This is a genomic window from Azospirillum picis (assembly GCF_017876115.1).
In the GTDB taxonomy this organism is placed as follows: domain Bacteria; phylum Pseudomonadota; class Alphaproteobacteria; order Azospirillales; family Azospirillaceae; genus Azospirillum; species Azospirillum picis.
This window is the reverse complement of the sequence record NZ_JAGINO010000027.1, coordinates 25,692-41,134: the sequence shown is the minus strand read 5'-3', so window position 1 is coordinate 41,134 and position 15,443 is coordinate 25,692. Positions and strand designations below refer to the sequence as shown.

The window sequence follows — 15,443 nt, the reverse complement described above, 5'->3', positions numbered from 1 at the left end:
CTTCTGTCGTCTCCCCTGCCGGCAACAGGGAAGCATGAAGCGCAGGAGGAGCGGACGGCCGGGGGCAACCACAGGGTGCCGGCGGTATCGCGCAACATCGAATTAGATTGTGCTGATGTTCCCGGGTTCGATGCGTCAGCCGCAAGCTCTTGGGGTCTGGCAACCCGAGCGCTAAATAGTCATAGATATACGAAAGTGGCTTTCCAAAAATTTCTGCGACGCAATGCAACGACGAGATGATGCGCCCTCGTCATGCTTGAGTGTCTTAACCGGAAGAAGACTTATTATAATTCTGCTTTTTCCTTATATGAATCTAAAAAATATTATGATTTCTCTGTGAATCTTTCCCGCTTCGATGGCATAATCGCGTGAGCCCTGGTCGATATCCTGATGCGTACGCTCTTCCGGACCTGAAGGACGTCATGCGATGCGGAGAATTTGGGTTCTGGCTACCGCCTTGTCGCTGCTCATGCTGGCCTCGCTCCTGCTGCTCGGCGCCGTAGAGCGGGAAAAGGAACTGATCCGGCACGGCATCGACGAAGAGCTCAAAGCGACGGCGACGGCCATTCAGCACAGGCTGACGGAAGAAGGTGCCTTTCTTTCCGGCCTGGCCCTTTCCCGGCCATCGCAGAGCGGACCGCTGCGTTCGGAGGATCTGGAGCAACTGCGCCGAACGGCTCGGTTCGCACAGCAACGTCATCCCTCCCTCGACACCATAGCCGTTCAAGACGGTCCATCCGCCCTGCTCGACTGGAGCGCACGCGAAACCGAAACCTCTCCCCGCCCCCTGATCGGCCATTGGGATGCCGGCAAGGTGGCTTTGCAGTGGCCCCTGCCCCGCAACGGTGAAGATCGCTACGTGCTGTCGGCCTTGATCGACACACGGACGTTCAGCGACCTCCTGCACGCGGAAGCGTCGCCGAAGGGCTGGATGGTGGCCGTGATCGACCATAACCTCACAGTCATAGCGCACAGCGAACAGACCGAGCGTTTCGTCGGCGTTCCGGCGGCTCCCCACGTCGCAGAGGCCATCCGGACTGGCCGGGTCGGCGTGGAGCGCAGGGTTGGCGCGGATGGCGCCGCCACCTACGAAACCGTCGTTCCGCTGGAGCGGACCGGCTGGTACCTCGCAATGTCGGTGCCGGACGATGTGGCGACGCAAACATACCGGTCCGTGCGGCTGATGCTGGTCGGCGGCATCGGGTTGGCGGTGCTGTGCGGCGGGCTCGCCTATGCCCTCTTCACCTGGTACTGCATCCGCATGCTGGATCGCCGGACCGAAGACCTGTCGACCAGGCTGGTGGATGCCGACCGCCGCAGCGGTGAAGCTTCGGCGTTCCTGGCGATGATAAGCCATGAATTGCGGACGCCGCTGACCGCCGTGCTCGGCTTTGCCGATCTTCTGGCGAAGTCTCCGCTCGACGCGACGCAGGCGAACTGGGTCGAGCACCAACGGACCGCCGGCCGGGCCCTGCTGGCCATCATCAATGATATCCTCGACTGCTCGAAGATCGAGGCCGGAGCCCTCCGGCTGGAGAGGATCGCCTTCGACCTCCCCGCCCTTGTCGGGGAAGCCGCCACCCTGGTGCGGCCGGCCGCCGACGCCAAGGGGCTGCATATGGTGCTCGATTGTTCACCGGACCTGCCCACCTGGGTCGAGGGGGACCCGACGAGATTGCGGCAGGTGATCGGCAACCTGCTGGGCAACGCCGTCAAATTCACCGCTGCCGGCACGGTCCGCCTGGCGCTGAGGCCGACCCCCTCACCGTCGGGGCCGCCCCTGCTGCAGGTCGCCGTCCACGATACCGGCATCGGCATCCCCGCCGCGAAACGCGATCGCCTGTTCCGCCGCTTCAGCCAGGTCAGCGTGTCCACCTGCCGGGAATATGGTGGCACCGGGCTGGGTCTGGTGATCTGCAAGTCGCTGGTCGAACTGATGGGTGGAGAAATCGGAGCGGACAGCACCGAGGGGCAGGGCAGCACCTTCTGGTTCACCATTCCGCTCCAAGTGGCGGACATGCCCGCAGCACCGGCCGCCCCATGCCGGGCCATGCCGGTCCCATCCGGCCGATGCGGCAACATCCTGCTGGTCGAAGACAACCCTGTCACCCAACTGCTGACGCGAACCGTACTGGAGCAGGCCGGGCACCGGGTCACGGTCGCCGACAGCGGTTCCGATGCCGTGGCGGCGGTGCGGCGCGGACGGTTCGGCCTTGCCCTGATGGACGTCCATTTGCCTGGGCTGGACGGGCCGGGGGCCACGCGCGCCATCCGGCAGATGGAGGGCGGGCGGGGCAGCCTGCCGATCATCGCCCTGACCGCCGATGCGACCAGCGAGGATGCCGAGGTCTGCCGGTCGGCCGGGATGGACGGGCATCTTGCAAAGCCATTCCGGCCGGCCGACCTGCTGGCGATGATCGACACCCACCTCGGGCGCCCTGCCACCGAGCTGCCCTTCCCGGAAGCCTGCGGCATAACGGCGAAGACCGCGCCGTCCGACGCGCCGCCAAAGCGGCCGGCGGTCGATGACGCCATGCAGGCCGCGATGCTGTCGGCCATAGGTGAATCCCGCATGGCGGCGCTTCAGGCCGCCTTCGTGGAACGGATCGACCAAGCCAGACAGGAACTCGCGGCCGTCCGGCAGGATGCCGGCCAGTTGATCGAGGTCGCCCATCCCCTCATCGGCGCGGCCGGGATGCTCGGCTTCCGCGGCGTCGAAGAAGCTGCGCGGGCGCTGTGCCGCGCCTGCCGCTCCAGGGACCATGAACAGGTCGGTCCCGGCTTCGCCCTGCTGCTGGACGAATTGGACCTCGTCCGGCGGGATCGGATGTCGATCCGGTCGGACCATTGCGCATGAGCGGCGCCGGGCTCCCGGCCTGCCTGATGCCCGGCCGCCACATACCCCCTCGTCCGATCGGCCACTGACGCCGCCAGCCGCCGGGATGACGGCACCATCTCCATTCGATCCACCCCGGGCGGGGCGGTCGGAAGCGCCACGTTGACTTCGCCGGCCCTTGTGGCGCAGCTTCTGCCGATCATTCCAGCCACGGTAGGACCCATGCCGATCATCACGTCAGCCAGCACCAAGGGCGGCCCGGGGAAGACCACCTTGTCGCTGTGCCTCGCGGACCACTGGCGCCGCGCCGGACACCGGGTCGAGCTGCTCGACGTCGACCCCAACCGCAACCTGACCCAATGGGTGAAGGCGGCCGGGGCGCCGATCACCTGCACGACGGTGGACGAGGACGACATCATCGAGGCCGCCACTGCGGCCGAGCAGCGCGCCGACTGGGTGGTGATCGATGTCGCCGGCGTGCTGGCCCGCGGCCTCGTGCATGCCATCGGCATCGCCAACGCCGTGGTCATCCCCTGCCGCCCCGACCTCAAGGACGCGCTGGAGGCGGCACGCACCTACCAGCATGTGGTCGCCGAACAGAGGATGGCACAGCGCCGTGATCCGAATGCCCGCATTCCGGCCGCCGCCGTGCTGATGCAGGTGAACCGCCGCGCCCAGGCGGCCGGCTTCGCGCGAGAGCAGCTCTCGGCCCTGAAGGTGCCGCTGCTGGATGCCGACATTCCGCTGCGCGTCGCCTACCAGAACTATTCCTTCGCCGGATTGCCGCTGGACGACGCCGCGGTGCGCGGCGACTTCGCGGACCTCGCAGCCGCCATCGACAGGCTGATCCATGGCTAGGAAACTGACCCCCCGCATCGTCACCGCCGACGAGGTGTCGGAGATGCTGGCCCCCTCCGCCGTCCCTGCACCGCGGCTGACGCGGCGGCCGGAGCCGGGCAAACTTCGCACGCGTGCGAACTTCGCCGACGCGATCCTCCGGCTATGGACGGAGGCGGAGGAGAACTTCCTCGCCATCGGCCGTTACCTCAACCATGCCAAGACCGTGCTCGACCATGGCGACTTCATGGGAATGGTGGAGCGCGATCTGCCCTTCCGCTACAGCACCGCGAACCGGCTGATGAAGGTTGCCGCCGCCATCGACGCCGGCGAGTTGCCGGCCGACCGTCTGCCGCCGAGCTACGCCACCGTCTACGAGATGGTCCTGCTGAACCCGGACGAGCGGGAGCAGGCTCAGGCGCAGGGGCTGATCAGCCCCGCCACCCGCCGCCAGGACGTCATCGACTTCAAGAAGCGCCTGCGCGCATCCCCGGCGACGGAAGAGGAGTCCGATCGGCGGGAACTGGCCCGGCTGGAGGCAGAGCGCGCCCGCATCGACGCCCGCATCATGGCGCTGAAGGCGAAGCTGTCGGCAAGACGCTGAAAGGCGCATTGCCGGCAGGCAGTAGGCCGGGCCTGCGGCCGCCCTGCCGCCGGCCGCGCCACCCACCGGATGTTCCGTGCCGCCTCCGGCCGCCGCGAAGGATGGTCGACGACCCCCAGCTCATCCGCGGCCACCACGCCCTGAACGGAACGGCGGAAAGGCCGTGCTGAGCCTGCGGCGCATGGAAGCGGTCGGCCGCTTATCCGTCGCTGGCGCCCTCTTTCCGCTTCCTGAACACCACCCCCCAGTCCCTCATGGCGACCAGCACCGGCGCGAGGGTCATGCCGAACTCGGTCAGGGAATACTCGACCCGGGGCGGCACCTCGGCGAACACCTTGCGGACGAGGATGCCGTCGGCCTCCAGTTGCCGAAGCTGGAGGGTGATCGACCGCTGGCTGGGATTGCCCGCCAGCCGCCGCAAGTCGCCGAACCGCCGCGGTCCGTCGAGCAGGCGGTAGATGATCATCGGTTTCCACTTCCCGCCGGCGACGTCGACGGTGATCTCCACCGGACACCTGCCCCCGTCGTCCATGACACTGCCTCCATCGGTATAGCTTCCTTCCCTATGGGCAAGAATATCGCCTACTTGCCGGGAATACTGCGCGATCATTACCCTGCCGACAGCGAAACCAGTGAAAGAACACGCCGTGAGAGCTGCATTTTTCGATCGGCAGGGGGCGGCCCGCGAGGTTCTGAAGATCGGCACCCTGCCCGATCCCGAACCGGGTTTCGGCGAGGTCCGGGTAAGGGTCGAAGCATCCGGCCTCAATCCGTCCGACATCAAGACCCGTACCGGTTTCGCCGGTGCCCCCATGCCTTTCCCGCGGATCGTCCCGCACCAGGACGGCGCGGGCACCATCGACAGGCTGGGTCCCGGTGTGCCCCCGGCACGCCTCGGCGAGCGGGTCTGGCTGTACAAGGCGCAGACGGGCAAAGCCTTCGGATCCGCCGCGGACCTCGTGGTTGTACCATCCGCCCATGCCGTCCCGCTCCCCGACACTGCCTCCTTCGACATCGGTGCCTGCCTCGGTGTCGCGGCGATGACCGCTCACCGGTGCCTGTTTGCCGATGGCGACCTGCGCGGCAGGCGCGTCCTTGTCCAGGGCGGCGCCGGCGCGGTCGGGACCGCGGCCATCCTGCTGGCGAAATGGGCCGGCGCCTGGGTGGCTGTCACCGTCAGCCGTGAGGAGCAGGCCGCGGTCGCCAAGGCGGCCGGTGCGGACCTCGTCATCAACCGCCATCGGGAATCCGTGACGGACGGGCTGCTGGCGGCAACCGGCAGCAACGGCGTGGCGCGCATCGTCGACGTCGACCTGACCGCCAATATCGGAACCGCGGTCGCCTGCTTGGCCCGCGACGGTGTGGTCGCCGCCTATTCGACGGAGGATCCGCAGGCGACGCTCTCGATCCCGTTCTTGCCGGCGCTCCGCGGCGGCTTCGCCTTCCGCTTCGTCTATGTCTACACGATGCCGGAAGCGGCCTTGCGGCAGGCGGCGGAGGAGATTTCGGCCTGCGTCGCCTCCGGAGCGTACAGTCCGGCGATCGCGATGAAGTTGCCGCTCGACCGTATAGCCGAGGCGCATGAGGCCCAGGAAAGCGGGAAGGCAATCGGCAAAATACTGATCGGCCTGTGACTTCTGGCAGCCGGTAGCCGCGCCTCAGTTCAGCAGCCGGTTCTCCCGCAGGCGTGCCACCGCCAGGTCGACGAACGCCCTGACCTTCGCCGGGGCGTGGCGTCCCTCGGGGTAGAGGACATGGATGGGCAGGGGCGGCTCCTCGTGATCGCCCAGCACGATCTGCAAATCCCCCGCGAGAAGGGCGGGGCCGATCTGGTAGTGGAGAACCCGCGTCAACCCCCGGCCGCCGCTCGCGGCGGCGATGACCGCCTCATTGGTGTTGCACTGGAGAATGGGATCGATCGTCACCCTCTGGTCCCCTGCGAACCGCCATTCCGGGGATGCCCACGCGCTGGTGGACACCAGGACCCGGTGCCCCCTGAGGTCGGCCGGCGCCACCGGGACGCCGTGGCGCTCGAAATAGGCCGGCGAGCCGCAGACCACCCGCCGGACCGTCCCGACCTTGACCGCCGTGAAGCCGGAGTCCGGCAGATGGCCGATCCGGATGGCGACGTCGATGCCCTCCTCGACGATGTTGACGGGCCGGTCGATGAAGAGCGTCCGCGCGCGCATCGCCGGATGGCCGTCCAGGAACTCGGTCAGGATCGGCAGCACATGCATCTGTCCGAACAACGCTGACGAGGTGACCGCGAGGGTTCCGGTCGGCGTCGCGTAGGAGCCGCCGGCCGCAGCCTCCGCCTCGGCGAGGTCGGAGAGTATGCGGCGGCAATCCTCGAAATACCGGGTTCCGGCCTCGGTCAGCTTGACCGAGCGCGTCGTGCGGACGAACAGCCTGGCACCGATCATGGCCTCGAGCGACGCCACCGCCCGCGTGACCGCCGGCGCACTCATGTGCAGGTGGCGGGCGGCTTCGGCAAAGCTCGCGGTTTCGGCGACCTTCACGAAAATGCGCATCGCCTGCCATCGATCCATTCGCTCGTCCCTTCCCAGGCCGTCTGATGACCTTCCGGAGGCACCCGGCCCGCCGCACCGGAGATCAAGCCGGCGGGCGAAGCCTGAACAGATACCACGGGAAAGGCCACAGCCGGGAAATCAGGCGCGATCGCGCCGGCCGGCAAGCGGCCCGTGCCGCACGCCCATGCCGGACCACGCGAGCCTCCTCGCTTCACGCGAGCGCCAACGCGGTCGCCTGCGCTATGGAAAAGTCGAAGCTGGATCCACGCCTCGCCGCGTCGACCTCGGCATCGGTCATGCCGAGCCTGCTGGCATCGGCGTCCTGCCGCTGCAGCAGCGGCAGGCAACCGCTGTGAGCAGTCAGTGCGATCTCGATCGACAGCCGTGTCCGTTCGTCGAGCGTGACTCCGGCCATGATGGCGATCCTCATCGGGGAATGCGGGTTCAGAAGCCGAAATGGCTGAGGCCCGGATGATCGTCGGGCCGGCGGCCGAGCGGCCAGTGGAACCGGCGGTCCGCCTCGGCAATCGGGTGTTCGTTGATGCTGGCGTGCCGGACCCGCATCAACCCGTCCTCGGCGAATTCCCAGTTCTCGTTGCCATAGGCGCGGAACCAGTGGCCGCTGTCGTCATGATGCTCGTAGGCATAGCGCACCGCGATGCGGTTACCCGCAAAAGCCCACAGCTCCTTGATCAGCCGGTAATCGAGTTCCTTGTTCCACTTGCGGGTCAGGAAGGCTTCGACCTCCGCACGGCCGTTCACGAACTCGGCGCGGTTGCGCCATCGGGTATCCGCGGTGTAGGCGAGCGCGACCTTCGCGGGATCGCGGCTGTTCCAGCCATCCTCGGCAAGACGGACCTTTTCGATGGCAGACTGCTCGGTGAAGGGGGGAAGCGGCGGGCGCGACATGACGGTCTCCTTGGTCTGGACGTAAGGGAAAGGCGGGCGGCGGGGAGCATGGCCCTCCACCCGCTTTTCGGGGTCAGGCGGCGGCGTCGATGCGGGGGAAGTCGATCTCGGTTTCCAGGGCTTCATTGACGTAGTTGGTGAAGGTATTCAGGGCGACATGCGCGATGATCTCGAGGATTTCGGCGTCGCTGTAGCCGGCGGTACGCACCGCCTCGATGCCGCGCGGCCCGACGGCGCCGCGTGCGACGGCCAATGCCCTGGCGAATTCGACCGCCGCCGCGGCCTTAGGATCGTTCGAGCTTCCCCGACGGTTGGCCGCGATCTCACTATCATCGAGCTTGGCGAACCTCATGCCGGTGTAGGTATGGGCGGACAGGCAGTAGTCGCAACCGTTCTCCTCGGCCATTGCCAGTGCGATCCGTTCGCGGGTCGCCGCAGGCAGCTTGCCCTTGCCGAGAGCACCCTGGAAGGCGGTCCAGCCGCCCAGCGCAGCCGGGCTGTTCGAAACCAGGCGGAAGATGTTCGGCACGCGGCCGAGCTGCTTCTGCACGGCCTCCAGGATCGGGCGGGACGCCTCGGGTGCATCCTCGATGGTCGCCGGGGTCGGAATGTGGGACATCGTCTTGTCTCCTGTAGTCTGGATGCAGAGCTGTGGCTCTTGATCGGGGGCCGGTGTCGTGATGGGGGTCAGAGGGCGAGTTGGATGCGGTTCTCCTCGCCGGGTTCCGGCTCGGCCGGCACGGCGCAGCAGAGCAGGACCTCGTCGTCGGCGACGCTGGCGGTCGGCTCCCTGACATAGGTCACCGCGCCTTTGAGCAGCTTGGTCCGGCAGGTTCCGCAGGTGCCCTCGCGGCAACTGAACTCGGGCTCCAGGCCGCGGGCCTCCGCCAACTCCAGCAGCGTGCCGGACGCCGGCGTCCAGCGGGCCTCCTTCAGCGAGTCCAGGAAGGCCACGGGAACCGATCCGGTCGCCACCGGCCTGGCCGCCGCCATGGCAGCCAAGGGCGCCGCGCCGGCAGCGGGTGCCGCCCCGTCATCCGCCCGGCGCGCCAATGACGATGGTCCGAACGCCTCGGCATGGATCCGCCGGTCGGCGACGCTGTGGTTCCGCAGCCCGTCATACAGCGCCTGGGTGAAGGCCGGCGGACCGCAGAGATAGAAGTCGTAGTCGTTGAACGGCAGGAAGCGGGTCAGCAGCGCCATGTCGATGCGACCGGCGGCGTCATAGTCGATGCCGTCCTCGGCTCCGGCCGCATCGCCGAGGACCCGGACCCACCGCACCGCCCCTTGCCCTGCCGCCACGAGTTCCGCGATCTCCCGGTCGAATGGGCGCTCCTGCTTCGAACGGGCGGCCTGGATGAGGATGGTCGGCCGCATCCGCTGCTTGCGCAGCCCCTCATAGACCACGTGGCGCAGCATGGCGAGCAGGGGCGTGATCCCGATGCCGCCGGCCAGAAGCACCGCGGGTCTCGGCTCGAAGGGGTCGATGGTGAAGCGGCCGTCGGGCGCACGCGCCTCGATGATGTCGCCGACCCGGATGGTGTCGTGCAGGTGACGCGACACCAGCCCCTCCCGCTTGACGCTGATGCGGTACAGGCCGTCCGACGGCGCGACAGACAACGTATAGGTGCGGATGACGGGCTTTTCGGCGCCTGCCACCGTCACGCGGATCGGCAGGTGCTGCCCGGCAGCATGGGGAAGAAGACCGGCCCCGTCATCCGGCTGCAGATGGAAGGACCGGATCGACGGGCTCTCCTCGACGATCTTCGTCACCTTGTAGGGCCGCCACCGCGCCGCCAGATCGGCCGCCTGCAGGCGGGACGCCGCCTGCGGCCAGTCGCCGGTCATGAGCGAACTGGGGGACCAGCCGTCCGCCCGGAACGACCAGCGCAGCGCCAGCGCGCCGGGCCGGCGCAGGATGCGGCGCGGCCGGAAAGTCCACAGCCGCTCGGCCCCCTGGAAGGCGGCGATCTCCGGCGAGTCCAGGATCACCTCGGCATCGCCGGTCATCTGCAGCATGTCGCCGCTCGCGTAATCGACGAAGACGAGCCCGGCCTTGCCGTTGAGGACGATGTTTCCAAGGGTCGCGAAGAACAGGTTCCCGTTGAAATCGGGCACGGTGAGGGTGCCGTCCCCGGCGACACGGACGAAGCCCGCCTTGCCGCCGCGATGGGACACGTCGACCTGCCGGCGCTCGGCACGGTCGGCATAGGTCGCGACGAAGAAGGCGTCCGCCCGCTCGATCATGGCGCGGGCCGGGGGATCGAGCCGGGGCAGTTCCTCCACGGCGCCGGCAAACGCTTCGGCCGGATCCCGCGCGAAGCCGACGTCGCGTAGCTGGATGTAGCGCGGACAGTTTCCGAAGCTCTGGTCGACGTTCACCCGGAAGCCGGTCTCGCCGGCGGTCAGGATGCCGTTCATCCGGTTGCGGCGCCGGGTATGCATCTCGATCCCCAGCAGGCCGACCGGATCGCCGTCGCGCATCCCGGCACCGGCCGGATCGCCGGGGTCGGGCTGGGCTGCGATGTCGAGCGTCGTCGGGGTCGGAGACGACATGAAGCCCGGCCTGCCGGAGATGAGCGTGGCCCACGCGTCACCCCGCGGGTCGACGCTGCCCAGCACGATGAAGGGAAGTTGCGCATAGAAGTCGCGGTGCTGGTCCGGCATGTGGTCGCGGACCACCCGTTCGCCGACGGCCGCCATCCGCTCGGCCACGCCGACCTTCTCCTGGATGAACGTCTCACCCTCGTGCCATGTCGGCAGCTTCGTCAGTGTTGCGGTCATCGTGATGTCCCCTGCGGCTTAGATTGCGGAGGCGCCGGCCGGCGCGTCAGGATCGGCGGTCAGGCCGCGAGGCCGACCGGCGTCCGGGCGAAGGGCACGAAGCCCGGCAGCTCCTCGAGGCGGCGGAGGAACGCGGTGACGGCGGGATAGCCCGAGAGGTCGACGTTGCCTTCCGGCGCCCGGGCGACGTAGCTGTAGATCGCGACGTCCGCGATGGTCGGCCGCCCGCCGGCCAACCAGTCCTGCCCGCTCAGCCGGCTTTCGAGCCTGGCCAGCAGCGCATGGGCGCGGGCGATCACCTCGTCGGCGTCGTACTTCGCCCCGAACACCGTGATGAGCCGGGCTGCCGCCGGGCCGTAGGCCACGTCTCCGGCGGCCACCGACAGCCACCGCTGCACCGCGGCGGCGCCCTGCGGGTCCTCCGGCAGCCAGTCGGCCCGGCCGGCCTTCTTGGCGAGATAGACGAGGATGGCGTTTGAATCCGCGACGACGACGCCGTCGTCATCCAGGACCGGCACCTGGCCGAAAGGGTTGAGCGCCAGGAATTCCGGGCTCTTGTGCGCCCCGGCCTTCAGGTCGACCTCGATCAGGTCATGGGGCAGGCCGAGCAGCGAGACGAAGAGACGGGCGCGATGCGAATGGCCCGACAGGGGGTGATGATAGAGCTTCATCCTCAGGTCCTCCGATGGTCCGGAGGGGATCATTCCCGCTCCGCATCCTCAGACTGCTGCATCCGCCCCATGACGGGAATGGCTGCTCTGAACAGTTCATCATTGCGCAGAATGAAATAATGATGGGACCCTGGCGCGCCTGGGCGGTGGAGGAATCGCCTCGCCCGCCATGTCGGCCGGAGTCAAAGCCTCGTTCGGACGGCACAGCCTCGCCCGTTCGCCCTAGGCGGCTGTTTCCCTTGCCTCCGACGATCCTGCCGGTAGGCTGCGATGGGCATTCTGCCGGCATGTGGAATCGGGATGGGGGAAGCCGGACGTGGCGGGTTTCGTGTTCTTGGAGGATGGCGGAGAGGCGGGAGCCCTCCTGCGGGCTGCCGATCGGACCATCCCCCACCTCGGATCCCCCGCGACATGGTCGCCCACGCTGGCGTCGGCCGTCGGGCTCGTGCTGGCCAGCCCGCTCCCGCAACTGCTCCTGTGGGGGCCGGACCGCATCGTGATCTACAACGACCGGTGCCGTCCGCTCCTCGGCGACAGGCATCCCGAAGCTCTCGGCCGGCCTCTCCGCGATGGCTGGCCGGAGGCGGAGCAGGCGCTCGGCCCCTTCCTCGACACCACGCGCCGCGACAGGCCGCCGGGCCGCACGGGCCGCCTCCGGCTGGCGGTCCGCCACAATGGGCTCGACGCGGAGGCGGGCTTCTCCGCCGCCATCGGGCCGGTGCCGGGCGACGCGGCGCAACGCGTCGGCGGCATCCTGGCGACGATCATCGAGACTGCCGATCCGGTCACCGGCACCAGTGGCGAGCCTGCCGATCCCTTCGACGCGCAGCGCCTGATAACCAGCCTCTTCACTGACCTGAGGCGGGACCGTGACGGCCGCCGGCTGTCCGAAAGCGAGGAGCATTTCCGCGCGCTGGTGACCGCGACCTCGGACACCGTCTACCGGATGAGCCCGGACTGGACGGTTCTGCGGGTGCTCCATGGTCAAGGCATCCTGGCCGACTCGCAGTCGCCGAACTCCGCCTGGATCGAGGAGTACCTGGAGCCCGAAGACCGTCCGGAGGTGCTGGCGCGAATCCAGGCGGCGATCGACGCCAAGGGCGTGTTCCAGATGGAGCACCGGGTCCGCCGGGCCGATGGGAGTGTCGGTTACATCTTCTCCCGGGCGATCCCGCTTCTCGATCGGCAGGGTGGGATCATCGAGTGGTTCGGTGCCTCAAGCGACGTGACCGAGCAGCGGATGGCGCGGGACGCGCTGGCCCGCAGCGAGGAGCGGTACCGCGCCCTGTTCAACGCCATCAGCGACGGCTTCTGCATCATCGAGTTCATCGACGGCCCCCGCGGACCTCTCAGCGACTACGTCCACATCGAGGCCAACCCCGGCCACGAACGGCAGACCGGCATCCCCGACATCGTCGGCCGCACGCTGCGGGATCTGGCGCCGACGGAGGCGGAGGAATGGCTCGCGCTGTACGGCCAGGTGCTGCAGACCGGGCAGCCGATCCGCTTCGAACGCTATTTCGCCGCTGCCGGGCGCCACATCGAGGTGTCGGCGGCACGGGTCGAGCCGGCAAAGCGGCGTCAGGTGTCGGTGCTGTTCCGGGACATCGAGGCGAGAAAGCGGGCCGAGGCCGCCCTGCGCGTCAGCGAGGCGCTGGCCCGCGAGAACGTGCAGCGCGTCCAGCTCGCCCTCGAAGCCGGTGCCATCATCGGGACCTGGAACTGGGACCTGCCAAGCGACCGCTTCACGGTGGACGAGCCGTTCGCCCGCGCCTTCGGGCTCGATCCGGCGCTCGGCCGCGACGGCCTCAGTCTTGCGCAGGTCGTCGCCACCGTCCACCCCGACGACAAGGACGCCCTGATCGACGCGATCAACGAGGCGATCGACCGCGGCGGTGCCTATGCCCACCAATACCGGGTGAAGCGTGCCGACGGCCGGTACTACTGGATCGAGGCGAACGGACGCGTCGACCACGCGCCGGACGGCACGCCGCTGAGCTTTCCCGGTGTCGTGCTCGACGTGGAGGAGCGGCGCGCCGTCGAGGCCGAGCGCGATCGCGCCGCTGCGGCGCTGCGTGCCCTCAACGAGACGCTCGAACAGCGGGTCGCCGCACGCACCGCCGAGTTGATGAAGGCCGAGGAGCAGCTCCGCCAGTCGCAGAAGATGGAGGCGGTCGGCCAGTTGACGGGCGGGCTGGCCCATGATTTCAATAACCTGCTGGCCGGGATCTCCGGCGCGCTGGAACGGATTTCCGCACGCATCGAGCAGGGCCGCCTCGGCGACGTCGACAAGTTCATCGTCGCCGCGCAGGGTGCCGTGAAGCGGGCGGCGGCGCTGACGCACCGGCTGCTCGCCTTCTCCCGCCAGCAGACGCTGGCGCCCAAGGCCACCAACGTCAACCGCTTGGTCGGCGGAATGCTGGAGCTGATCCAGCGGACGGTCGGGCCGGGCATCCGGATCGAGATGGTCGCGATGCCCGGCCTGTGGTCGACGCTGGTGGACCCGTCCCAGCTCGAGAACGCCTTGCTGAACCTCTGCATCAACGCCCGCGACGCCATGCCCGACGGCGGCAGGATCACCATCGAGACCGACAACCGCTGGATCGATCGCAGCGGCGCCGTCCAGCAGGACATGCAGGAGGGGGAGTATCTGTCCCTCTGCGTGTCGGACACCGGCACCGGCATGACGCAGGACGTGATCGACAAGGCGTTCGATCCATTCTTCACGACCAAGCCGATCGGGCAGGGGACCGGCCTCGGTCTTTCGATGATCTACGGGTTCGCCAAGCAATCCGGCGGGCAGGTGCGGATCTACTCCGAGGTCGGGAAGGGGACCACGGTGTGTCTCTACCTGCCGCGCCACCGCGGCGACGCCGACGAGGAGGAGGTCGAGGCGGAGAGCGCGGCCGGCACGCCGGCGCGGGACGGCGAAACCGTGCTGATCGTCGACGACGAGCCGAGCGTGCGCCTTCTCGTGATGGACCTGCTGGACGATCTCGGCTACATCGCCATCGAGGCGTCCGACGGCGCCGGCGGCCTTCGCGTGCTGCAGTCCGACAGCCGCATCGATCTGGTGGTGACCGACGTCGGCCTCCCCGGCAGCATGAACGGACGGCAGATGGTTGACCTGGCGCGCGTCCGCCGGCCGGGGCTGAAGGTTTTGTTCATCACCGGCTTCGCCGAGAACGCCCTGCTCAACAACGGCCAGCTCGAACCCGGCATGTCGGTGCTGACGAAGCCGTTCGCCGTCGACGTGCTGGCCGCCCGCATCCGCGAGATGATCGCCGGATGACCGGCACCGTCAGTGCCCCATCCGGCGCGCCAGCGCCAGGAAACCCGCGATGTGGGCTTCCCCGCCGTCGCCGCGGCGGATGCCGAGATTGATGCTCTTGGCGATCCCGTCCGGCCCCAGGCGCAGCGTGCGGACGGGCATCCCGGCCGCCTCCTCGCGCACCAGCCAGTCGGGCAGGACCGTCACCCCGCGACCGGCGGCGACAAGTTGCAGCATCAGGTCCGTGGTCTCGACGGTCCGGTGGCGGCGCGGCCGGCAATGGGACGGGACCAGGAAGCGGGTGAAGACATCGAGCCGCTCCAGGCCTACCGGCACGGTGATCAGCTCCTGATCCAGAAGATCCTGCGGCAGCACCATCGCGCGCGCGGCCAGGGGATGGGCGTCATGCACCACCAGGACGAGCTCGTAATCGAAGACCGGCGTGAAAAGCACCTCCGGCAGGTCGACCGGGTCCGGGGTGATCAGCAGGTCGATCTCGCTGTCCAGAAGGGCCGCGACGCCATCGAAGCGGAAGGCGGTGCGGACCTCGAAATCCACGTCCGGCCAGTGGGCGAGGTAGGCGGCGGTCATCCGCATCAGCCATTTCTGGCACGGGTGGCACTCCATCCCCACCCGCAACGCCCCCCGCAGGCCCACGGCGTAATCGCCCAGGACCCGTTCGGCGTGTTCGAACTGCGGCAGCACGCGCTGTGCCAGCGCCAGCAGATGCTGCCCGGCCTGGGTGAAGCGGAGGCCGCGCCCCTTCTTCGTCCAGATCGTGATGCCGTGGCGTTCCTCGACCTTGCGGATTGTATGGCTCAGCGCCGACTGGGTGACGTTCAGCCGGCCGGCCGCGGCGGTGACGCTGCCGAGCCGGTCCACCTCGCGCAGGATCGCAAGAAGCTGACGGTCGATCATCCATGACCTCCGCTCATCCATCCATGAGAACAAACCATTTCCGTTCATGATGGGCGACCGATAGTCCTGGATCAACCGCGCT

Annotated in this window: 13 protein-coding genes; 5 read left to right on the top strand and 8 right to left on the bottom strand. The window is 68.3% G+C overall.

The genetic code is table 11. The annotated features are described in order from the left end of the window. The first annotated feature begins 427 nt into the window (after nt 1–427). From J2850_RS27085 to J2850_RS27075, 3 genes are all read left to right on the top strand, one after another. Nucleotides 428–2,857: an ATP-binding protein gene (locus tag J2850_RS27085; RefSeq protein ID WP_209989189.1), complete on the top strand. Its 2,430-nt coding sequence runs from the start codon at nt 428–430 to the stop codon at nt 2,855–2,857. 201 nt (nt 2,858–3,058) lie between these two features. Further along, entirely contained in the window at nt 3,059–3,694 is a 636-nt protein-coding gene (locus J2850_RS27080; RefSeq protein WP_209989186.1) for a ParA family protein, read from the top strand. Next, a complete protein-coding gene (locus J2850_RS27075; protein ID WP_209989184.1) occupies nt 3,687–4,277 on the top strand; it encodes a DUF3102 domain-containing protein in 591 nt (196 codons plus the stop codon). The genes J2850_RS27080 and J2850_RS27075 overlap by 8 nt, the downstream gene beginning before the upstream one ends. A 199-nt stretch (nt 4,278–4,476) precedes the next feature. Here the strand turns inward: J2850_RS27075 and J2850_RS27070 are convergent, their stop codons facing one another. Continuing rightward, nucleotides 4,477–4,809 (bottom strand): winged helix-turn-helix transcriptional regulator, encoded by a 333-nt coding sequence (locus J2850_RS27070; protein ID WP_209989182.1) that lies wholly within the window; start codon nt 4,807–4,809, stop codon nt 4,477–4,479. Nucleotides 4,810–4,924: 115 nt separating this feature from the next. On the opposite strand from J2850_RS27070, the gene J2850_RS27065 reads away from it, so the two are divergent. Beyond that, entirely contained in the window at nt 4,925–5,911 is a 987-nt protein-coding gene (locus J2850_RS27065) for an NADPH:quinone reductase (protein ID WP_209989179.1), read from the top strand. Between the two features lie 24 nt (nt 5,912–5,935). Here the strand turns inward: J2850_RS27065 and J2850_RS27060 are convergent, their stop codons facing one another. From J2850_RS27060 to J2850_RS27035, 6 genes are all read right to left on the bottom strand, one after another. After that, nucleotides 5,936–6,808, bottom strand: a complete 873-nt coding sequence (locus J2850_RS27060) for a LysR family transcriptional regulator (protein ID WP_246513611.1) — start codon at nt 6,806–6,808, stop codon at nt 5,936–5,938. A 211-nt stretch (nt 6,809–7,019) separates the two neighbouring features. After that, nucleotides 7,020–7,223 carry a hypothetical protein gene (locus J2850_RS27055; protein ID WP_209989172.1) on the bottom strand — a complete coding sequence of 68 codons (204 nt, stop codon included), beginning with the start codon at nt 7,221–7,223 and terminating at the stop codon, nt 7,020–7,022. Nucleotides 7,224–7,252: 29 nt separating this feature from the next. After that, nucleotides 7,253–7,717: a nuclear transport factor 2 family protein gene (locus J2850_RS27050; protein ID WP_209989169.1), complete on the bottom strand. Its 465-nt coding sequence runs from the start codon at nt 7,715–7,717 to the stop codon at nt 7,253–7,255. 73 nt (nt 7,718–7,790) lie between these two features. Next, the gene (locus J2850_RS27045) at nt 7,791–8,336 is read right to left on the bottom strand and encodes a carboxymuconolactone decarboxylase family protein (protein ID WP_209989167.1); all 546 of its coding nucleotides are present in this window, start codon (nt 8,334–8,336) and stop codon (nt 7,791–7,793) included. A gap of 68 nt (nt 8,337–8,404) precedes the next feature. Next, entirely contained in the window at nt 8,405–10,501 is a 2,097-nt protein-coding gene (locus tag J2850_RS27040) for a 2Fe-2S iron-sulfur cluster-binding protein (protein ID WP_209989164.1), read from the bottom strand. A gap of 59 nt (nt 10,502–10,560) precedes the next feature. Then, nucleotides 10,561–11,172, bottom strand: coding sequence for a glutathione S-transferase family protein (locus J2850_RS27035; RefSeq protein ID WP_209989162.1), 612 nt, complete (start codon nt 11,170–11,172; stop codon nt 10,561–10,563). 316 nt (nt 11,173–11,488) lie between these two features. Here J2850_RS27035 and J2850_RS27030 point away from each other — a divergent pair, with 316 nt between their 5' ends. After that, the gene (locus J2850_RS27030) at nt 11,489–14,464 is read left to right on the top strand and encodes a PAS domain-containing protein (RefSeq protein WP_209989158.1); all 2,976 of its coding nucleotides are present in this window, start codon (nt 11,489–11,491) and stop codon (nt 14,462–14,464) included. A 9-nt stretch (nt 14,465–14,473) separates the two neighbouring features. Here J2850_RS27030 and J2850_RS27025 read toward each other — a convergent pair whose 3' ends face one another. Next, nucleotides 14,474–15,361: a LysR family transcriptional regulator gene (locus J2850_RS27025; RefSeq protein WP_209989155.1), complete on the bottom strand. Its 888-nt coding sequence runs from the start codon at nt 15,359–15,361 to the stop codon at nt 14,474–14,476. Nucleotides 15,362–15,443: the final 82 nt, after the last annotated feature.